This window comes from Rhizobacter sp. (assembly GCF_031412075.1).
In the GTDB taxonomy this organism is placed as follows: domain Bacteria; phylum Pseudomonadota; class Gammaproteobacteria; order Burkholderiales; family Burkholderiaceae_C; genus Rhizobacter.
In genome coordinates this window covers 1-20,153 of record NZ_JANOCG010000060.1, presented here as the reverse complement: position 1 = coordinate 20,153, position 20,153 = coordinate 1, and the positions used below count along the sequence as shown (strand labels likewise).

Genomic DNA, 20,153 nt, shown 5'->3' with positions numbered 1-20,153 from the left:
CTTCTTTCCCTTTGGCGTGACGGTCACGGTGGCGGTGTTGATCTCGCTGTTCGTGAGCTTCACGCTCGACCCGATGTTGTCGGCGGTGTGGAAAGACCCACCGGGCACACGCCTGCGCAACCTACCGGTCATCCGCCAGCTGATCCAGGGCACCGACCATGCGCTCGATGTGATGCACGTGCTGTACGAAAAGCTCATCCGCTGGGCGTTTTCGGATCGCCGCTACCTGCGCGTCCTGTCACCGCGTGGGGTGATTCTGTGGATCGGTGTGGCGAGCTTCGTGGGCGCACTGGCGCTCACGCCGCTGGTGGGCTCGGAGTTCATCCCGCAAACCGACCAGGGCTTCACTCAACTGTCGCTGCGCATGCCCATCGGCTCAAGCCTTGCACGCAGTGACGAGAAGGTGCGCCAGGTCGAGGAGATCGTCGCCACCTTCCCCGAGGTGAAAACGGTGTCGACCAACGTGGGCGGGCAGGGCAACGGCTTTGCCGTGGGCCGCGCACAGGCCACGCTCAACATCGGCCTGGTCGAGCGCAGCCAGCGCAAGCGCTCGCAGAAGCAGGTGGAAGACGCGATCCGCGAGGCCATCGCCAAGATCCCGGGCGTGGAGTCGGCGGTCGGTTTCAACCGGCCGATCTACGTGGCCATCTTGGGCAGCGACCCCGAGGGGCTCACGCGCATCGCCAAAGACTTTGCCGAGAAGGTGAAAAAGATACCCGGCATCGTCGACGTGGACTTGTCGGCCAAGCCAGGCTTGCCGGCCTACGCGGTTCGCCTGCGGCCGGGCGCCGTGCGCGAGCTCGGCCTGACGGCGCCGCAACTGGCGTCTTCGCTGCGCGCGTATGTCAACGGCGATATCTCGACCTACTGGACCACGCCCGACGGCGAGCAGGTGCAGGTGCTGCTGCGTTTGCCCGAAGCACAGCGCGAGCGAGTCGAGCAGATGCGCCTGCTGCCGGTGGCGTTTGCGAGAGACGGCACGCCGATCACGCTGGAGAGCGTGGCCACCATCGAGGCGGTGGTGAACCCCGATGTGATCCGCCGCCAGAACCTGCAGCGCCGCGAGGCTGTGTTTGCCGGCGTGCAGGGGCGGCCCTCGGGTGACGTGGGTGCCGACGTGCAGAAGCTGGTGAAAGAAACCAACCTGCCGCCGGGCTACAGCTTCGACGTGGGCGGCGACACCAAGGAGCAGGCCGAAGCCATGACGGCCATGATGGGCGCGATGGTGCTGGCGGTGATCTTCATCTACATCGTGCTGGCCAGCCAGTTCGGCAGCTTCCTGCAGCCGGTGGCGATCATGGCGTCCTTGCCTTTGTCGCTCATCGGCGTGATGCTGGCCTTGTTGTTCTGGGGCTCCACGCTCAACATCTTCTCGATGATCGGGCTGGTGATGCTGATGGGCCTGGTGACCAAGAACGCGATTTTGTTGGTCGACTTTGCCAACCATGCGCGGCAACGTGGCGCGAGCATGGCGGACGCGGTGCTGGAGGCCGGCTTGACGCGCATGCGGCCGATTCTGATGACCACGGGGGCGATGGTGTTTGGCATGCTGCCTTTGGCCTTGGCGCTGAACGACGGCGGCGAGATCCAGGCGCCGATGGGGCGCGCCATCATCGGCGGGGTCATCACCTCGACGCTGCTGACGCTGGTGGTGGTGCCGGTGTTGTATTCGTATTTGGTGCGGGAGAAGAAGCCCAAGCTGATCGCCGAGGTGGCGCCTCAGCTGGCGCCGGGGGATCTGATCGCCAAGTGACTCAGGTGCTCCCACGCACGATCAACTGGTAGCCCACGTCGACGCTGGTCTGCACCAGTGGCTCGCGCCGCATCAGCGCGAGCAGCATCCGCGCAGCCGCCTCACCAATCTCTGTGCGCGGCGTGTGCACCGTCGTCAGCGGCGGCAGCATCTGATCGCTGCCGTTCAAATCATTGAACCCCGCCACCGCCACGGTCCCGGGCACCGCCACACCCAGCCGCAGCGCGGCCAGCAGCCCACCTTGAGCCAGGTCGTCGTTGCAGAAGAAGATGGCATCCACATCAGGGTGCGCACGCAGCATCTGCTCAAACAGCTGGCCTCCAAGCCCGAGCGAAGAACGCTCCGGGTTCAGCAGTTCCAGCTTGGGGTCGTAGCACCCCGCCTCGCGCAGGCAACGCCGGTAGCCGTCGGCGCGCTGCATCACGCGCGGGTCGAGCTGAGCCGCGACAAAGGCGATGCGCTTGCGACCGCGTGCCAGCAAGTGCGCCGTGATCGCGTGGCCCGCCTCGGCCTGCGAAAAGCCCACGCTGTGCACACCTTCGGCGCGGGTGGTTTCCATCACATGCACACACGGCACCTGGCTCGCGGCGATGAGGCGTCGGCTGGCCTCGGTGCGGTCGAATCCGGTGACGATCAGGCCCGCGGGGCGGTGCGCCATGTAGCTGTTGAGCAGCAGCTCTTCTTCGAGCGGGTCGTAGTGGGTGACGCCAATGAGCGTCTGGTAGCCGGCGGGCAGCAGCGTGCGGTGCACGGCTTCGAGCAGGTCGACGAAGAGCGTGTTGGTGAGCAGAGGGATCAGCACCGCCACGTGCGAGCTGCGGGCAGAGGCGAGCGCGCGCGCGGCCGGGTCGGGCACATAGCCGAGTTGCAGCGCGGCGGTGCGCACACGCTCCACCAGCTCGGCCGCCACGCTGCGCTCGCCGCGCAGGGCGCGCGAGACGGTGATCGGGCTCACGCCTGCGGCGGCGGCCACGTCGCCCAGGGTCACACGGCCGGTAGCGCGGGGGCGTCGGGTGGAGGTCATCGGATCGTGATTTACGGGTTACCCCGCATGGGAGAGGCTATTTCGAGCGCCTAGGATAGCGCTATCTTGCGAATTGCTGCAAGGCCTGTGAAAGCGAGTTCTCCTGTGATCAAACAGTTTGAGATGGCGCTGGCCGGTCTGCTGATTCGCATGTTTTTTGCCTGATTGAGATAGCGCTATCCAAGACATGACACGGTCTGCAGTTTTTATGGGTGTGGCCGGTTGCGGCAAGTCGAGTGCGGCGAGCTCGGTGGCGGCCCGGCTGGGCTGGCGACTGATCGAGGGCGACGATTTCCACTCGGATGCCAGCAAGGCCAAGATGAGCCAGGGCATTGCGCTCGACGACCTGGACCGTGCCGCCTGGCTGACCCAGCTGAGCGAGCTGCTGGCGGTGCATCAGCGCCACGGCGCACCGCTTGCGCTGGCCTGCTCGGCGCTCAAACGCAGCTACCGCGACCTGCTGCGCAGCCGCAGTGTCGGCCTGCGCTTCGTGTTCCTGGAGATCGACAAGCCCCATGCGCTGGAGCGTGTGGCGGCGCGTGCCGGCGAGCACCTGTTTCCTCCCAGCCTGGTCGACAGCCAGTTCGCCACGCTGGAGCCGCCCCACGGTGAGGCCGGTGTGTTGTGCGTCGATGCGCTGCGCGCGCGCGACGAACTCGCGCAAGAAATCGCCGACTGGTTGACGTCAAGGAGTGCGGCATGACCCAACCCGTTTCGCGCAGCGTTGGGCAACGACTCGCCGAAACCGCGATGGCCGTGACGCTCGCGGTGATGGCCTTGGCCGTGTTCATCAATGTGGTGTTGCGCTACGGCTTTGGCAGCGGCATCGCGGCCAGTGAAGAGTTGTCGCGCCTGCTGTTCGTGTGGATGGTGTTCATCGGCGCCACGGCGGCTTATCCGCTGGGTGAGCACATGGCGTTCACCAGCTTGTTGCGCCCGCTGCAATCGAAACCGATGGCGTTGAAGGCGCTCACCCGCGTGATCCACGCGCTGGTCCTGCTGGCGTGTGTGCTGGTGGGGTGGGGCGCGTGGCAGCAGGTGGTGGTGGGCCTGGGCAGCAAGAGTGTGGTGATGGGCTATTCGGCGGCCTTCCTTCCGCTGCCCGCTTTCTTGTGCGCTTCGGCCATTGGTGTCATGGCCTTGTATGACTTGGTTCGCGGCAAACCCATCGCCTTCGACCATCACGCCGAGGTGGAGTGATGAACCAAGGCCTCGTCGCCATCATCTTCATCGTCGCCATGCTCGGCTTCATGGGCCTGGGCGTGCCGCTCGCGTTTTCGCTGGTGCTGACCGGCGCCTCGATGGCCTGGGTGCTGGGCTTCTGGGACACGCAGCTCTTCGCGCAAAACCTGGTGGCGGGCATCGACAGTTTTCCGCTGCTCGCCGTGCCGTTTTTCATCCTCGCCGGCGAGCTGATGAACACCGGTGGCATCAGCCAACGCATCATCGGCATGGCGCAAGCCTGGCTGGGCCATGTGCGCGGGGGCCTGGGCTTCGTCACCATCGGCGCCGCGGTCATGCTGTCGGCGATGTCGGGCTCGGCGTTGGCCGACGCCGCCGCCATGGCCACCATCCTGCTGCCGATGATGCGCCAGCACGGTTACCCAGTGGCACCTGCTGCGGGCTTGATCGCGGCGGGTGGTGTGATCGGGCCGATCATTCCGCCGTCGATGGCCTTCGTGATCTATGGTGTCACGACCAACACGTCGATCTCGTCGCTGTTCCTCTCGGGCATCGTGCCGGGACTGATCATGGCGCTTGGTCTGGTGATGGCGTGGAAGCTTCAGCTGCGCCACATCGACCTGCCCGCGGGCGTGCCTGCGCCGATGCGCGAGCGCCTGCGCGCCACTGGCCGCGCGGTGTGGGCGCTGCTGATGCCCGTCATCATCATCGGCGGCATGAAGACCGGCTTCTTTACACCGACCGAAGCGGCTGTGGTGGCGGCGGTTTATGCACTGTGCATCTCGTTCTTCGTCCACCGCGAGATGCGGCTGGCCGACCTGCATGGCGTGCTGGTGCGCTCGGCCAAGACGACGTCGGTGGTGATGTTCCTGTGCGCTGGCGCGCAGGTGGCCAGCTACATGATCACGCTGGCCGACCTGCCGGCCACGCTCACCGAATGGCTCGGCCCGATGGTGCAAAACCCACGTGTGCTGATGGCGGTGATGATGGTCGCGCTGGTGGTGATCGGCACCGCGCTCGACCTCACGCCCACCATCCTGATCTTTGCGCCGGTGATGTTGCCGATTGCCACCAAGGCCGGCATCGACCCGGTGTACTTCGGCTTGATGTTCGTGCTCAACGGCTCGATCGGCCTGATCACGCCGCCCGTGGGCACGGTGCTCAACGTGGTGGCCGGCGTCGGCCGGCTGCGCCTGGAGCAGGTGATCAAAGGGGTGAACCCCTTCCTCGTCACCTACCTCGTGATCCTCGTCCTGTTCATTGTTTTCCCCCAGATCGTCACCGCGCCTGTGGCGTGGATGCGCTGATTTCCCCCCTCGCTCTGTCACACAACACCCCAAGGAGACACTCCATGAAACTGCTACGCCGCACCCTCCTGGCCACCGTCGCTGCGCTGGCCACTGGCGCACTGGCCCCGGCTTTTGCGCAAGACATCAAGCCGCGGTTGATCCGCTTTGGCTACGGCCTCAACGAAGTGTCCAACCAAGGGCGCGCCACCAAGGTGTTTGCCGACGAGGTCGACAAACTCTCGGGCGGCAAGATGAAGATCCGTGCCTTTGGTGCGGCCAGTCTGGGCTCTGACGTGCAGATGCAGCAGGCGTTGATCGGCGGCGCACAAGAGATGATGGTCGGCTCGACCGCCACGCTGGTCGGCATCACGAAAGAGATGGCGCTGTGGGACACGCCTTTCCTGTTCAACAGCGCGCAAGAGGCCGACGCCGTGCTCGACGGCCCGGTGGGCGAGAAGGTCAAGGCCAAGCTCGACGAGAAGGGCCTGGTTGGTTTGGTCTAATGGGAAAACGGTTTTCGCAACCTCACCAACAACAAGCGTGCGGTGACCAAGCTCGAAGACATGGACGGCATCAAACTGCGCGTGATGCAGAACACCGTCTTCCTCGACAGCTTCAAGACGCTCGGCGCCAACGCCATTCCGCTGCCCTTCAGCGAGCTCTTCAGCGCGCTGGAGACCAAGGCGGTCGATGGGCAGGAAAACCCGTTCAACACCATCCTCAGCAGCAAGTTCTACGAGGTGCAGAAGTACCTCACGGTCACCAACCACGTCTACAGCCCGTGGATCGTGACGGTCAGCAAGAAGTTCTGGGACGGCCTCTCGGCGGCCGAGAAAAAAGTGCTGATAGACGCTGCGGTGAAGAGCCGCGACTTCGAGCGCAAGGACACGCGCGACGAAGCTGCCAAGGCGCTGGCCGACTTGAAGGGCAAGGGCATGCAGATCAACGAGTTGTCGGCAGTTGAAGCCGGGCGCATGCGTGACAAGCTGAGTGCGATCAACACCTCGATTTCGGCCAACGTGGGCAAGGAACTGTGGGACGAGACGCAGGCGGAGCTGGCCAAGCTGCGCAAGAAGTGAAGGGCCGGCAACCCTGAGCAGCCCAGCTCGGGGCGGCTCTGCGGTTTTCAGGGTCTCGCGCGGTGCTGCTAAGGCGCCGCGCCGCGCGAGAAAAAATCGGCGATGGCGGCAATTTCGGCGTCGTCGTCCCAAGCTGCTTGCGCTGCGACCACGTGTCGGCCGATCAGGTAGCCCAGGTTCATCGACAAGAACACCCGCGCGAGCGTGTCGGCCGACAGGTCGCGGCGAAGGCGGCCTTCGCGCTGCAACCTGGCCAGCAGCGCGCGCAGTGGCTCCCACACTGCGCTGACCCAGGTGTCGGCAAAGCGCTTGCGCAGGCCCTCGTCTCGCAACAGCTCCACCAGGAGCAGGCGGGTCATGTCGGGCGCGGCGGCCATGGCCTGCGCGCGGCTGCTCAGCAAGGCACGGTGCCAGGTCGCCAGATCTTCGCCGTGCGCGTTGATCGCACGCCTCAGTGCGTCGAGCGAGGTCGGAGCCAGGTGCGGAACCACCGCTTCAGAAATCACGGCCTGCACCAGCGCGTCTTTGGAGCCGAAGTGCTTGAACAGGGTGCGCTCGGTGGTCTGGGCCAAAGCGGCAATTTCGCGCGTGCTGGTCTGCCCCACCCCGCGCTCGCTGAAAAGCCGCACGGCGGCCCACAGGATATCGATGTGCTTGGTGGGCGCGGGGCCCCGGCGTGGCGGTTCAGGCGTGGGCGGTGAGGGCATGGCAAAGTGTATAGCAGGCGCTTTACAGTGGCAGTACATTTATGTACAGTGACGGCTATACAGAAGTGTTGACCGATGCCCGCCACCCGCCGAGAAAACGCCATGGACACGAGCTTGCCGATGATGCTGGGGCTTGCCCAGCGCTACAACTTTCCGGCCTACCCGGCCAACCGGGCCCTGCCAGCGGAGCCGGTCACGCTGCCCTGGGGGCTCAAGCCGCTGGGTTCGGCCGAATGCGGCGCCGAGCGCCTCACCGATGGGCGGTTGAGCTACTGGATACGGCACGACATCGTCAAAGGTGTCACGCCGCGCATGCTGGTGTGGTGGTTCTCGCACCTGGAAGGCGATGTGCTCATAGCAGGGCAACGGATCAACCGCTACCGCGCCTGGCACCCCTACGACCATGTGCACGCGAGCTACGCGCGGCGGCTACCAGACGGCTCGGTCGGCCCCGGCGCAGCGATTCGCCTGAGGGAGTACCTCGGCGCGAACCCGGCCTACAACGTGGACACCGTCACAGACATCGAAAAGCTCGATGAAGAGGGCTTCATCCACAACCCTCGGGTGCGCGGCATCTCAGGGCTGGTGCGCATGGAATACCGCTTCACTCGCGTGAGCACCGGCACGCTCTACGAAAACCGCCTGCTCGTGGGTGCCCGCCGCGGCTGGCGACGGGCGGTGACCCCGCTCGTGCAGTGTTTCGCTTTCGACCGCGCTCACGGCATGGCTTGGTTGCGCCACAACGTTGAAGAAGTGGGGCTGTTCGAACAAATCCTGCCACCGCTGTACCTGGCGGAAACAGGGCAGTCCGAGTGACGTGACGCCCGACTACTGCGACACGTGGATCACATCCCGCACCACCGGGTAGATCTGGCTCTTCCAGCGCCGCCCGCTGAAGACACCGTAGTGGCCCACGCCGGCCTGCACGTAGTGGGTGCGCATGTAGGGCCGCAGGCTGCTGCAGAGGTCTTGCGCGGCGAGCGTCTGGCCGGTCGAGCAGATGTCGTCGCGCTCGCCTTCCACCGTCAGCAGCGCGGTGCGGCGAATCGCCGCCGGGTTGATGGTACGGCCGCGAAACTTCAGCTGCCCGAGCGGCAGCGCGTACTCCTGGAACACCAGGCTCACCGTCTCCAGGTAAAACTCGGCCGGCAGATCGGCCACCGCGAAATACTCTTCGTAGAACTTGCGGGTGTGCTCGGCCTTTTGCAGCTTTTCTTCGTCGGGGTTGGCGAGGTTGGCGTAGTACTCCTTGAAGGCGGTCACGTGCCGGTCCTTGTTCATCGCCATGAAGGCGGTGAGCTGCATGAAGCCAGGGTAGACCTTGCGGCCACCGCCGGGGTAGCGCCAGGGCACCTGGCTCACCAGGTTTTTCTCGAACCAGTCGATGCCCTTGGTCATGGCGAGCTTGTTGACCTCGGTCGGGCTGATGCGACAGTCGATCGGGCCGGCCATCAGCGTGAGGCTGGCCGGTGTGGCGATGTGGTTGTCTTCTGACATCAGCGCCACCGCACTCAATGCCGACACGCAGGGCTGGCAGATGGCCATCATGTGGGCGCCCGGGCCGATCACGCCCAGGAACTCGATCAGGTGCTCGGTGTATTCATCAAGCCCGAAGCGGCCGGCGCTGAGCGGCACGTCGCGTGCGTTGTGCCAGTCGGTGATGTAGACGTCGTGATCGGGCAGCACGGTCTGCACCGTGTCGCGCAGCAGGGTGGCGAAGTGGCCCGACATGGGCGCCACGATCAGTACCTTGGGCTGGGGCATGGCCGGGCTGAATTCTTTCTTGAAGTGGAGCAGGGTGGCGAAGGGTGTGACGTGGGTGGCTTCTTCGGTGACCGGGATGGCCTCGCCCTTCAACATGACGCTCTCGATGGCGAAGGGCGGGCGCTTGTGGGTGACTTCGCCGAGCTTGAGCACCTCGCAGGCGGCGGCCAGCTTGCGGGTGGGATCCAGGCCGGCCCAGCCGAAGCTGGCGTCCCTGAGCATGGGCAGGCTCGTCTTGGCCAGGGTTCGCAGCGGCCACATCAAATCGGCATGGGCTTGGTAGGCCTGGTACATCGTGGAGTCTCCGGCGCGTTTTGATGCGTGTGGAGTTGCAACTTGCGCGCCAGCAGAACTGCACTGGCGTGCACTGTGATGGCACACGCCTTGCAAGTCACGGGGTACAACCGCCACCCAGGAGACACCGCCCATGCCGCACGTCGCCACCAAGGCCCCCGCCAAGACGGCCACCAAAGCCGCTCCCAAGAAGGCCGCCGCCAAGTCCGCACCGGTCACCAAGGCAGCGCGCAAGCCCGTTGCCACCTTGAGCCTGTCCAGCAAGAACTACTCGTCGTGGTCCTTGCGCGGCTGGTTGATGGCCAAGTTCGCGGGCCTGGAGTTCGAAGAAGTGATGGTCTCGCCCGACGATGCCGACTTCCGCAAGGAACTGCTGCTGCTGGCCCCGTCGATCCGCGTGCCGTGCCTCATGCACGAGGGCGCCAAGGTCTGGAACACGCTGGCGATTGCGCAGTACCTTGACGAGATCAAGCCCGACGCCGGCATGATGCCGAAGGATCGCATCGCCCGGGCGCACTGCCGCTCGGTCAGCGGCGAGATGAATTCGGGCTTTGCCAACCTGCGGGCCTCGTTGCCGATGAACCTGAAGGCCCATCACCCGGGCTACAAGATCTGGGCCGGTGCCCAGCCTGACATCGACCGCATCGTCGAGATCTGGACGGAGTGCCTGGCCACCTATGGCGGGCCCTTCCTCTTCGGCAAGCAGCGCAGCATGGCCGACGCGATGTACGCACCGGTGTGCACGCGCTTTCTGACCTATGACGTGAAGCTCAACAAACCCTGCATCCAGTACTGCCAGACCATCATGGCGATGCCGGAGATGAAGGAGTGGGTGGCGGCGGCAAAGAGGGAGCCGGACGACATCGAAGAGCTCGACATGGATTTTTGAGGCACTGCTCGGGCGCGGCCTTTTCACCGCAAAGATGCAAAGGTCGCCAAGTTCGCCAAGACAACAAAACTTGTCTTTCCTTTGCGACCTTTGCGTTCTTGGCGTCTTTGCGGTGAAGAAACGGCGCCCCTGTGACGCCCTCCCAACGTTACTTCCAGGGCGTGAACGGCGGCACGTCGCAAGGCGCCGGCATGTCCACCGTCTTGAAATCAGCCGGGCTCACGATCTCCAGGTACTCCATGTCGGGTGAGTAGTCGAAGAGGTAGTGCACGATCCCCGGGCGCTGGTGCACGCAGTCTCCGGCGGAAACGAGCGTCTCCTTGTCGCCGTACATGAACTTGGCCCAGCCCTTGGTCATGATCACGATCTGGAAATCTGCCTCATGGCGGTGCCAACCGGTGCCCTTTTGGGGTGCCATGTTGGCTTTGACCAGATGAGCAATCACCTTGCCCGCGGTGGCGTCGGCCACTCCCAGGTCCTTGTACAAGAAAAAATCTCGCAGGCCGTCACTGCGCCAGCCTGTGTCTTCTGGTTTCACATGCGAAAACTGGGTGGTGGTGGTGTCCAACATGCGCATTCTCCCGAGTCGCAACATGCTGTCGGGTCATGCATGAAGCGTTCCATCTGACGCGTTTGGGCTCAAACGGTGATCTATGGCCGTTTCTCCCCGTTACTCGGGGCTGGCGTCCGGAATCTTGGCGTAATTTTTCGGTCGCAGAATGCGGGTTGCGATCACTGAGAGACAGACATGAGTTGCTGGAGTTTTTTCAAACATGCACTGCAGGCCGTCTTGCCTGCGCTGGCGAGCCTGTTGCTCGCCGCCACGAGCGCCCACGCGGCCGACGAATACCTGGACCCTGACAAGGCGTTTCGCCTCTCGGCCCGCGCGCTCGACGCCACCCACATTGAAGTGCGCTTCGACATCGCGCCGGGCTACTACCTCTACCACGAGAGGCTGAACGCGCAGGTCGCCCCCGCTGGGCTGAAGCTCGCCGAACTGCGGGTGCCCAAGGGCAAGATCAAATACGACGAGACCTTCGAAAAAGACGTCGAATACTTCCGTGATGCCGTCACCCTGGTGGCCGTGTTGAAAGAAGCGCCCTCCGGCCCCTTCAAGCTCAGCGTGGGCAACCAGGGCTGTGCCGACAAGGGGCTTTGTTACTCGCCGCAGACACGCGCCTTCCAGGTCGAGCCGGGCCAAGGGCCAGGGGGCACCCCTCGGTTCACCCTGTTGAGCGAAGCCCAGGCCGCTGATTGGTCGCCGACTGCCTTGATCGCGGCCAACCTGTCATCCGGCCTGTCGGCGGCGATGTCGAGCGCTGCACCGCAGGTCGGCGCGGCGGCCAGCCCCGAAGACGCGGGCGAGGTGTCGAAGGCCTTGAAGTCGGGCAACACGGCGCTCGTGATCGGCCTGTTCATGCTGCTGGGGCTGGGGTTGGCGTTCACGCCCTGTGTGCTGCCGATGATGCCCATCCTCTCGTCGATCATCGTGGGGCGGGGCGGGCCGGTGTCCAAGGCGCGTGGCTTTTCGTTGGCGGTGGCCTACTCGCTGGGCATGGCCCTGGTTTACACCGCGTTTGGCGTGGCCTCGGCGCTGGCGGGTGAAGGGCTTGGCGCCGCACTGCAAAACGTCTGGGTGCTGGGTGGATTTGCCCTGGTGCTCGCGATCTTCTCGCTCTCGATGTTCGGGGTGTACGAGTTGCAGATGCCCGCGAGCCTGCAAAACAGGCTGGCCCAGGCCTCACAAGGTTTCAAGGGCGGGCAACACCTGGGCGTGTTCGCGATGGGCGGCATCTCGTCGCTGATCGTCGGCCCCTGCGTGGCCGCGCCCCTGGCCGGCGCGCTGGTCTACATCAGCCAGACGCGCGACGTGATGCTGGGTGGCACCGCGCTGTTCTCGATGGCGGTGGGCATGAGCGTGCCGCTTTTGCTGTTGGGCTTGTCGGCGGGTGCGCTGCTGCCACGTGCCGGTGGCTGGATGACGCATGTGAAGCATGGCTTCGGCGTGATGCTGCTCGGCGTGGCCGTGTGGATGGTGGCGCCGGTGCTGCCAATGCCCGTCGTGATGCTGCTCACTGCCGGGCTCTTGGTGGTGGCCGCGTTTTGCCTGGGCGCTTTCAAGGCAATGCCCAAGCCGGCCCAGCCTCTGCGCAGGGTGGCCAAGGGCCTGGGCCTGCTGCTGGGTGTGTTTGCCGTGGCGCAGGTGGTCGGTGCAGCCTCGGGTGGCCGCGACCTCGCGCGCCCGCTGGCCCACCTGGGATCGGCACCACAGCATGCAGCCGGCCCCGAGCTCAAGTTTCAAGCCATCGCCAGCCTCGCCGAGCTCGACGACGTGGTGCGCACCTCGTCGCGCCCGGTGATGCTCGACTTTTATGCCGACTGGTGCGTGGCCTGCAAGGAGTTCGAGAAGTTCACCTTCACCGACGCGGCCGTGCGCCAGAAGATGGCGGGCCTCACCCTGCTGCGCGTCGACGTGACGGCCAACAACGAGAACGACAAGGCGCTGCTGCGCAAGTACACCTTGTTCGGCCCGCCGGCAATGCTATTTTTTGCGCCAGCTGGCGGCGAGTTGCCGGGCTCACGCGTGATCGGCTTCCAGGACGCGCGCACCTTCAGTGCGCACCTCGACCGCGTTCAGCCTTGACACCCACCCGCTTCGACCGCCTCGACGCCCTGCGCGCGGTCGCCATCCTGTGGATGGCGGCGTTTCATTTCTGCTTCGACCTCAACTACTTCAAGTTCGTCCAGCAAGACTTCTACCGCGACCCGTTCTGGACGGTGCAACGCTCGGTGATCGTCAGCCTGTTTCTGTTTTGCGCCGGCTTCGGCCAGGCCATCGCCTGGGAGCAGGGCCAGAGCTGGCCGCGCTTCTGGCGGCGCTGGGCGCAGGTGGCGGGTTGTGCGCTGCTGGTCACGGCCGGCTCGTACCTGATGTTCCCGAGCAGCTTCATCAGCTTCGGCGTGCTGCACGGCATTGCGCTCATGCTCATCATCACGCGGCTCACCGCCGGTGCGGGGCCGTGGCTGTGGTTGATGGGGCTGGTGGCGATTGCGCTGCCGCACCTGGTGCAAAGCAGTTTCTTCGACACCCGGCTCACCAACTGGGTCGGCCTCATCACCCGCAAGCCCGTCACCGAAGACTACGCACCGCTGCTGCCCTGGATTGGCGTGATGTGGTGGGGCCTCGCGGCCGGCCAATGGGTGCTCAAGAACCGGCGCGAGTGGGTCACCGGCGCGCTGCCTGCGCAGCTTGCGCCGCTGGCCACGCTCGGGCGCTGGTCGCTGAGCTTCTACATGCTGCACCAGCCGGTGCTGATCGGGCTCTTGCTGGCGGTGCGCAGCTTGCAGTGAGCCCGATCACCGCGCTCAATCGCGGTCGCAGCGCCGTTCGTTCACCAGGCAGCGTGCGTAGCCCGGGTCGGTCTTGAGCAGGTGCATGGCCCGTGCGGCAAAGGCGGTGTCGGCAAAGTCGCTGAACAAGCCGTCGACGCCGAGTGCGTAAAACGCCAGGTATTCATTCACCGCATTGCCCTGGTAGTCGCTCGCGAGGCGGCGCTGCTCGTTGCGGAAGGTGTAGGGGTGCACCACTAGGCCCAGCTTGTGGGCGTTGGTCACCACGTCGGTGGCGGGCAGCAGCTTGCGGTCGCGCTCGTCGATGAGGCCGTCGCCATTGGTGTCGGCGCAGGCGTTGTTCACGATCGTCTTGCAGGCGCTGCTGATCAGGTAGACCTTCCAGGGGCCGATGCCGTCGGCATAGCTGCGCACTTCGGCGAGGCCGGCGGGCGTGAGCAGGTCCTTGAACAGCCCGGCGCGGCCCGACACCACCCAGTCGTAGGGCTTGTCATAGGGTTTGTTGAAGGCGAGGGAGCCATCGGCGTTCACGTCGTCGGCATCGACCAGCTGCACCAGGCGCACGCTGGTGCGTGAGCGCAGGTACTTGAGGTTGGCCGTCTCGAACGACTGGATGAACACCGGCGCGTTGCGGTGGTTCCAGCCGGCCCTGTTCAACACGTCCAGCAAGCGGTCTTCGAGCGGCAGCCCGATCTGCTGGTGGAAGGTCGGGTGCTTGGTCTCGGGGTAGATGCCGATGCGGCGGCCTTCTTCGCGCGACTTGCGTTTCACCAGCTCGATCACCTCGGCCAGCGTGGGGATCTGGAACTTGCCGTTGAACGAGGCATCACGCTCGGCAAACGGCTGCACGGCGCGCAGTTGCTTGATCTCGGCCAGGGTGAAGTCGCTGGCCCAGAAACCGTCGACCTCCACGCCGTCGAGCATCAGCTTGCGGCGGCGCTGGGCGAACTGCGGCAGGTCTTTCACATTGGTGGTGTCCACCAGGTTGGGCTCGTGGCGGGCGATCAGGTGGCCGTCTTTGGTCGCCACCAGGTCGGGCTCCACGAAGTCGGCCCCGAGCTGGATGCCCAGCGCATAGGCTTCGAGCGTGTGCTCGGGCAGGTAGCCGTTGGCGCCCCCGCGATGGCCGATCACCAGCGGCGCGGCTGTGCCATGGCGGTGGGAGGCAGGCTCGGCTGCGGCGGGCTGGGCGCAGGCCGCGCAGGCCGCGGCGAGGACCAGGGCCAGTTGTGCGGCACGCGCTCTTTTCCAGTCTTTCATGATCATCCTCCTCGAGGTGTTGAAACTGTCAGACCTTAGAGATAGCTGATGACATCGGCGTGAAACGGCGCATGCTACGCAGCCTGCACTGTTGCGGCACCGATTGACCTTGTTGGCGACGCGCCCTGACACATGTGTCAGTTGAAGCGATCGAAGCCGGGCGGTACGGTGCGGCCTTCAGGGAGACTCGATGAGAAGACTGTCGACTCAACAATTTGCCATGGTCGGCATGCTGGCAGCCGCGGTTGTCGTCATCGTGCTGGCGGGTTTTGCCTGGAACTTCGCGCAGCAGACCGTGGCGGCGGCGGCCTACGTGAGCCAGACGCACCAGGTCAAGAGCGTCATCAACCAGCTCGAGTCGAGCCTGTACCGGGCCGAGGCCGGCCAGCGGGCCTTTCTGGCCACACGCAACACGCTGTACCGCAGTGAACGCAACGTGGCCGTGGAGTCGCTGGCCATGGGGCTGGCCGAGCTGTCGCGGCTTTCAGCCGACAACCCCGAGCAGACCGCACGGCTGCGCGACCTGCGCCGCGAGCTGGAGGTGCGGCAGCAGCTCTACCGCCAGAGCGAAGCGCTGATCATCAACGGCACCGACTACTCGCCCGAGCAACGCATCGAGCTCGGCGCGCAGGTGCTCAGCAGCATCAGACCGCTGATCGATGCGATGGGTGTCGAAGAAGACCGCCTGCTCGCGCTACGGGAATCCACCGAACGGGATCGGGCACGCGCCACGACCGTCATCTTCGGGGTGTTTGTCACTTTGCTGCTGTTCTTGCTACCCACCATTTTCTGGCGCATGTACCGCGACTTGCACGCGCGTGAGAAGGCCGAGGTGCAGGTGGCCGAAGAGCGCGCGTACGACGCCAGCCACGCCGACGCGCTCACGCTCTACAACGCCGAAAACAAGCGCGAGGCGGTGCTCGACGGCAGCTTGGCGCTGCTGGCCCAGAACCCGCTGTTTCCCGTCAGTGCGTTCTACATGCATGAAGAGTGGGGCGGCGCCTTGCGCCTGGTGGCGTCGCACGGTGCGCCGGGCGACATCAAGACCAGCTTGCGCATGGACGAAGGCGCCATCGGCGCAGCAGCGCGCGACGGTCGGCCGGTCTACATCGAAGGCTTCGACGCCAGCACCGGCCTGCGCATCGAGACCGGGCTGGCCACCCTGCACCCCGCAGCGGTCTTGATGTGCCCGGTGCAGCACCAGGGCCGCCTGCTGGGCGTGCTGGCCCTCGCCGCGAGCGCGCACCTGGGAGAGCGTGACCGCGAATTCGTGAACCGGTTGTGCGCGCAGCTCGCGGTGGCCTTGCACAACCTGGGTCAGCTCGAAGAGCTGGCCCTGCTGGCCGAGCAGCTGCGCAGCCGCGGTGAAGACATCCAGCGCAAGAACGCCGAGCTGGAGCGTGCCAACCGCATGAAGAGCGAGTTCCTGGCCAACATGTCGCACGAGCTGCGCACGCCCTTGAACGCGATCATCGGCTTCTCCGAGATCATGAAAGACGGGCTGACCGGGCCGCTCGCCGCCGAGCAGCTCGAATACGTGGGCGACATTCATTCCAGCGGCAAGCACCTGTTGTCGCTCATCAATGACATTCTCGACCTCTCGAAAGTCGAGGCCGGCCACGTGCCGCTCGAGCTGGAAGCGGGCGAGCCGTCGCAGCTGGCCACGAGCGCGATGTCGGTGCTGCGCGAGCGCGCGTCTTCGGCCCGTGTGCGCTTCACCAGCGTGTGCCCGCCCGGGCTCGGCCGCCTGCGCATCGACCTGCGCAAGGCCAAGCAGATCGTCTACAACCTGGTGTCCAACGCGGTCAAATTCACCCCTGAGGGCGGCAGTGTGGGCCTGTCGTTCGAGCGTGTCGGCGCCGAGCAGGTGAGAGCGGTTCGGGCCACGCCCGACACGCGCGTGTTCCCGCCGGCCGAGACGGGTTGCGAGCACTACCTCGAGATCCGTGTGAGCGACAGCGGCATCGGCATCTCGCCCGACAACCTGCAGCGGCTGTTCCAGGCCTTCGTGCAGATCGACTCGTCTCTGTCGCGCCAATATGCCGGCACTGGCCTCGGCCTGACCATGGTCAAGCGCCTGGCCGAGTTGCACGAGGGTGGCCTGATGGTGCACAGCCGCGAAGGCAGCGGCTCGGTCTTCACCGTGTGGTTGCCGTGGCGCGAGGTGGCCGACGATGTGGCCATGGTCCAGCCCCCGCTGGTGGCGAACACGCCGGCTCACAACGGTGCGGTGCAAGGCGCGGGGCCCTTGGTGCTGGTGGTCGAAGACGACCCGCGCGCAGCCAACCTGATGCGCCTGCAACTGCAATCGCAGGGCTACCGCGTCGAGTTCGCGCGCAATGCCGAAGACGGCCTGGTGCGCGCTGCCGAGCTGCGGCCCGCGGCGCTGGTGCTCGACATCATCCTGCCCGGCATGGACGGCTGGGACATGCTTGCCCACCTGAAAGACCGCGCCGACACCAGCCACATCCCGGTGGTCATCGTCTCCATCACCGACGAGGCGCAGCGCGGCTTTGCGCTCGGTGCGGCGCAGGTGCTGGTGAAGCCGGTGACGCAGGCCGAGTTGCTGGCCGCGCTGGCGGCGGCCGGGCTCGACGAGCCGCCCACCGACGCGCGCGTGCTGGTGGTCGACGACGACCCCAAGGCCGTCGCCCTGGTCAGCAAGCACCTGCAGGTGGCCGGCTACACGCCGATGGGCGCGTATGGCGGGCAAGAAGCGCTCGACCTGGTGCGCAGCGACCCCCCGGCGCTCATCGTGCTCGACCTGATGATGCCGCAGGTCTCGGGCTTCGACGTGGTGCAAGGGCTGCGTGGCCACCCCGATACCGCGGGCATCCCGATCATTGTGCTCACCGCCAAGCTGCTCTCCCGGGACGACCGCGCCCAGCTCAGCGGCAAGGTCCAGCAGGTGATGGAAAAAACCAACTTCCACTCGCTGAGCTTGTTGGCTGAAGTGAAGCGTGCCCTGGCGCGGCAGCGCCAGCCCAAGGCGCAAGCCCACTCATGAACTGACGAACCCAGAACGCCGCATGCAAACCAGCCCCGCCATCCTCATCGTCGACGACAACGCGGCCAACCGGCGGCTGTACCAGGCGTCGCTCAACGACCTGGGGGCCGAGATCTACAGCGCGGCCTCTGGCGAAGAGGCGCTCGCGCGCTGCGACGAGCGGCACTACGCGATGATCCTGCTCGACGTGCACCTCTCCGGCATGAGCGGCTTCGACGTGGCGCAGGCGATCCGCGACAAACACGAAGGCATGGACGCCCCCATCGTGTTCGTGTCGGCGATGTATGTGCACGAGAGCGACACCTACCGCGGCTACCGGCTGGGTGCCGTCGACTACATCCTCTCACCCGTGGTGCCCGAGATCCTTCGTGCCAAGGCGGCCGTGTTCATCCGCCTGCACCGCATGCGCCTGGAGGCGCAGCAACACGCGCAGGTGGTCGAGAAGGCCTACCGCGAGTTGCGCACGGTGCATTCGGAGATGGAAGGCTTCAGCTACTCGGTGTCGCACGACCTGCGCACGCCGCTCGGTCAGGTGGCGGGTTTTGCCGACCTGCTACAACGGGGCCACGCCGGCGAGTTGAGCACCAAGGCACGCGAATACGTGGGCCACATCCAGACGGCCGCCCAGCGCATGAACAGCCTGATCGAAGACATGCTGCTGCTGGCCAACATGACGCGGGCTGAAATGCAGGTGCAGCCGGTCGACTTGTCACACATGGCGCTGGCGCTGCTCGAAGAGCTCGCCGCCACGAAGCCTCTGGCCCATGCCGAGAGCCAGGTGCAAGCGGGTCTGCATGCGCAGGGCGACGCCCGTTTGCTGCGTGTGGCCTTGTCCAACCTGTTGTCGAATGCCTGGAAGTACAGCGCCGGTGTGGCCCGGCCCCGGGTCGAGTTCGGGCAGGTCGAGCGAGCCGAGGGGGCGGTGTTCTATGTGCGCGACAACGGCGCGGGCTTCGATGCGCGTGCGGCGGGCGAGCGCCTGTTTCGCCCGTTCCAGCGGTTTCACCCCGACTCGGCGTTCAAGGGCAATGGCGTGGGCCTGGCCATCGTCGAGCGGGTGCTCGAAAAACACGGGGGGCGCATCTGGGTCGAGTCGGCGCCGGGGCAGGGGGCCTGTTTTTTCTTCACCCTGGGCCAGGTGTCGAGCCTGGCCACAGCCACCGTTTGAAGGGCGCGCCTCCATGGCCACCATCCTCGTCGTTGAAGACAACCCGCAAAACCTCAAGCTGGCGCAGCTGGTGCTGCAGCGCGCGGGTCACGCGGTGTTGCTGGCCGGCAATGGCGAAGCGGGTCTTGCCCTGGCGCGCGAGCAGCAGCCCGACCTGATCTTGATGGACGTGCAGATGCCCGGCATGGACGGCTTGTCTGCCACGCGTTTGCTGAAGGCCGACCCCATGACCGCGCACGTCAAGGTGGTCGCGCTCACCGCACTGGCAATGAAGGGCGACGCCGAGCGCATCCTCGCGGCGGGGTGTGATGCTTACCTGGCCAAGCCGTACCACTACAACGAGCTGATCTCGGCGGTGGATCGAGCGCTGAGTTGAGGGTGCAGCGGGCTACCATCCGGGCATGAGCAACAAGATTCTTTTCGGCTTTCATGCCATCACGGTGCGGATGAAAACCGCACCCAAGTCCATCATCGAGTTGCACGTCGACGCCACCCGGCGCGACCAGCGCATGAAGCAGTTCGTCGAGCGCGCCCGCGAGGCCGGCGCCAAGCTGGTCGACAGCGACGACGACCGCCTGCACAAGATGTGCGGCACCCACCGCCACCAGGGTGTGGTGGCGCGGGTCGAGGCGGTGGCCATGAGCCACTCGCTCGACGACACGCTCGACGCGGTTGACGGCCCGCCGCTGCTGCTGGTGCTCGACGGCATCACCGACCCGCACAACCTCGGCGCGTGCCTGCGGGTGGCCGACGGCGCGGGCGCGCATGCCGTCATCGCACCGAAGGACCACGCGGTCGGTGTCAACGCCACCGTGGCCAAGGTCGCCAGCGGCGCGGCCGACACCGTGCCGTACTTCATGGTGACCAACCTCGCGCGAACGCTCAACGAGCTGAAGGAGCGCGACATCCGCATCATCGGCACCTCCGACGACGCGCAGAAATCGCTCTACGACCTCGACCTCAGCGGCCCGGTGGCGCTCGTGCTCGGCGCCGAAGGCAGCGGCATGCGCCAGCTCACCAGCAAGACCTGCGACGAGCTGGTGCGCTTGCCGATGAAAGGGGCGGTGGAGAGCTTGAACGTGTCTGTGGCATCGGGCGTGTGTTTGTATGAAGCATTGCGTCAGCGAGGTGGGTGAACAAAGATCAAGGGCGTTGACGCAAAGGGCGCAAAGGGAAGACGCAAAGGTCGCGAAGGCTTGTGCCATCCGCTTTGAGCAAGCATCGCGTCGCTGTACTTTACTTCCCTGCCGATCAACCAACCGCGAGTATCGACCATGACCACCGAAGAACGCGACGCGAAAATGGCGGCACTTAACGAGGAGATCGACGCCAGACGCGCCGAGCTCGTCGATCTGCTCAAGGACAGCACGGGCGAGACGATCGAGG

17 protein-coding genes and 1 pseudogene are annotated in these 20,153 nt (G+C 65.5%); 13 read left to right on the top strand and 5 right to left on the bottom strand.

The window, feature by feature from the left end; translation table 11 throughout:
* Positions 1-1,753 (top strand): efflux RND transporter permease subunit (locus tag RMO40_RS02175; protein WP_309715638.1); only part of this gene is annotated, 1,753 nt, incomplete at its 5' end.
* 1 nt (position 1,754) lies between these two features.
* Here the strand turns inward: RMO40_RS02175 and gntR are convergent.
* Positions 1,755-2,777: an HTH-type transcriptional regulator GntR gene (gntR, locus tag RMO40_RS02170; protein ID WP_309715636.1), complete on the bottom strand. Its 1,023-nt coding sequence runs from the start codon at positions 2,775-2,777 to the stop codon at positions 1,755-1,757.
* A gap of 187 nt (positions 2,778-2,964) precedes the next feature.
* Between gntR and RMO40_RS02165 the strand changes: the two genes are divergently transcribed.
* The 4 genes and pseudogenes from RMO40_RS02165 (at position 2,965) to RMO40_RS02150 (ending at position 6,327) form a co-directional block, all read left to right on the top strand.
* On the top strand, positions 2,965-3,480 hold the full coding sequence (locus RMO40_RS02165; RefSeq protein WP_309715632.1) for a gluconokinase, GntK/IdnK-type: 516 nt from the start codon (positions 2,965-2,967) through the stop codon (positions 3,478-3,480).
* Positions 3,477-3,977, top strand: a complete 501-nt coding sequence (locus tag RMO40_RS02160) for a TRAP transporter small permease subunit (RefSeq protein ID WP_309715629.1) — start codon at positions 3,477-3,479, stop codon at positions 3,975-3,977. Before RMO40_RS02165 ends, RMO40_RS02160 begins: the two co-directional genes overlap by 4 nt.
* Entirely contained in the window at positions 3,977-5,266 is a 1,290-nt protein-coding gene (locus RMO40_RS02155; RefSeq protein WP_309715625.1) for a TRAP transporter large permease subunit, read from the top strand. The genes RMO40_RS02160 and RMO40_RS02155 overlap by 1 nt, the downstream gene beginning before the upstream one ends.
* A gap of 44 nt (positions 5,267-5,310) precedes the next feature.
* Positions 5,311-6,327: pseudogene (locus RMO40_RS02150) on the top strand (TRAP transporter substrate-binding protein).
* A 68-nt stretch (positions 6,328-6,395) separates the two neighbouring features.
* Here RMO40_RS02150 and RMO40_RS02145 read toward each other — a convergent pair.
* A complete protein-coding gene (locus RMO40_RS02145) occupies positions 6,396-7,034 on the bottom strand; it encodes a TetR family transcriptional regulator (RefSeq protein WP_309715622.1) in 639 nt (212 codons plus the stop codon).
* 102 nt (positions 7,035-7,136) lie between these two features.
* Here RMO40_RS02145 and RMO40_RS02140 point away from each other — a divergent pair, with 102 nt between their 5' ends.
* Positions 7,137-7,850 (top strand): DAPG hydrolase family protein, encoded by a 714-nt coding sequence (locus RMO40_RS02140; RefSeq protein ID WP_309715620.1) that lies wholly within the window; start codon positions 7,137-7,139, stop codon positions 7,848-7,850.
* A gap of 12 nt (positions 7,851-7,862) precedes the next feature.
* Here the strand turns inward: RMO40_RS02140 and RMO40_RS02135 are convergent, their stop codons facing one another.
* Positions 7,863-9,092, bottom strand: a complete 1,230-nt coding sequence (locus RMO40_RS02135) for a polyhydroxyalkanoate depolymerase (protein WP_309715618.1) — start codon at positions 9,090-9,092, stop codon at positions 7,863-7,865.
* Between the two features lie 133 nt (positions 9,093-9,225).
* On the opposite strand from RMO40_RS02135, the gene RMO40_RS02130 reads away from it, so the two are divergent.
* A complete protein-coding gene (locus tag RMO40_RS02130; protein WP_309715615.1) occupies positions 9,226-9,981 on the top strand; it encodes a glutathione S-transferase family protein in 756 nt (251 codons plus the stop codon).
* 148 nt (positions 9,982-10,129) lie between these two features.
* Here RMO40_RS02130 and RMO40_RS02125 read toward each other — a convergent pair whose 3' ends face one another.
* Positions 10,130-10,552 carry a cupin domain-containing protein gene (locus RMO40_RS02125; RefSeq protein WP_309715612.1) on the bottom strand — a complete coding sequence of 141 codons (423 nt, stop codon included), beginning with the start codon at positions 10,550-10,552 and terminating at the stop codon, positions 10,130-10,132.
* Positions 10,553-10,729: 177 nt separating this feature from the next.
* Here RMO40_RS02125 and dsbD point away from each other — a divergent pair, with 177 nt between their 5' ends.
* Both dsbD and RMO40_RS02115 read left to right on the top strand, forming a co-directional pair.
* A complete protein-coding gene (gene dsbD, locus RMO40_RS02120) occupies positions 10,730-12,625 on the top strand; it encodes a protein-disulfide reductase DsbD (protein WP_309715608.1) in 1,896 nt (631 codons plus the stop codon).
* Entirely contained in the window at positions 12,622-13,332 is a 711-nt protein-coding gene (locus RMO40_RS02115) for a heparan-alpha-glucosaminide N-acetyltransferase domain-containing protein (protein WP_309715605.1), read from the top strand. The genes dsbD and RMO40_RS02115 overlap by 4 nt, the downstream gene beginning before the upstream one ends.
* Before the next feature lie 15 nt (positions 13,333-13,347).
* Here the strand turns inward: RMO40_RS02115 and RMO40_RS02110 are convergent, their stop codons facing one another.
* Positions 13,348-14,592: a glycerophosphodiester phosphodiesterase family protein gene (locus RMO40_RS02110; RefSeq protein WP_309715603.1), complete on the bottom strand. Its 1,245-nt coding sequence runs from the start codon at positions 14,590-14,592 to the stop codon at positions 13,348-13,350.
* Positions 14,593-14,782: 190 nt separating this feature from the next.
* Here RMO40_RS02110 and RMO40_RS02105 point away from each other — a divergent pair, with 190 nt between their 5' ends.
* Genes RMO40_RS02105 through rlmB form a run of 4 tightly spaced genes read left to right on the top strand, consistent with a single transcriptional unit; the run spans position 14,783 to position 19,903 of the window.
* Positions 14,783-17,599, top strand: a complete 2,817-nt coding sequence (locus tag RMO40_RS02105) for a response regulator (RefSeq protein WP_309715599.1) — start codon at positions 14,783-14,785, stop codon at positions 17,597-17,599.
* 22 nt (positions 17,600-17,621) lie between these two features.
* The gene (locus RMO40_RS02100; RefSeq protein ID WP_309715596.1) at positions 17,622-18,767 is read left to right on the top strand and encodes an ATP-binding protein; all 1,146 of its coding nucleotides are present in this window, start codon (positions 17,622-17,624) and stop codon (positions 18,765-18,767) included.
* A gap of 13 nt (positions 18,768-18,780) precedes the next feature.
* Positions 18,781-19,143 (top strand): response regulator, encoded by a 363-nt coding sequence (locus tag RMO40_RS02095; protein WP_309715593.1) that lies wholly within the window; start codon positions 18,781-18,783, stop codon positions 19,141-19,143.
* A gap of 25 nt (positions 19,144-19,168) precedes the next feature.
* On the top strand, positions 19,169-19,903 hold the full coding sequence (rlmB, locus tag RMO40_RS02090; protein ID WP_309715590.1) for a 23S rRNA (guanosine(2251)-2'-O)-methyltransferase RlmB: 735 nt from the start codon (positions 19,169-19,171) through the stop codon (positions 19,901-19,903).
* Positions 19,904-20,153: the final 250 nt, after the last annotated feature.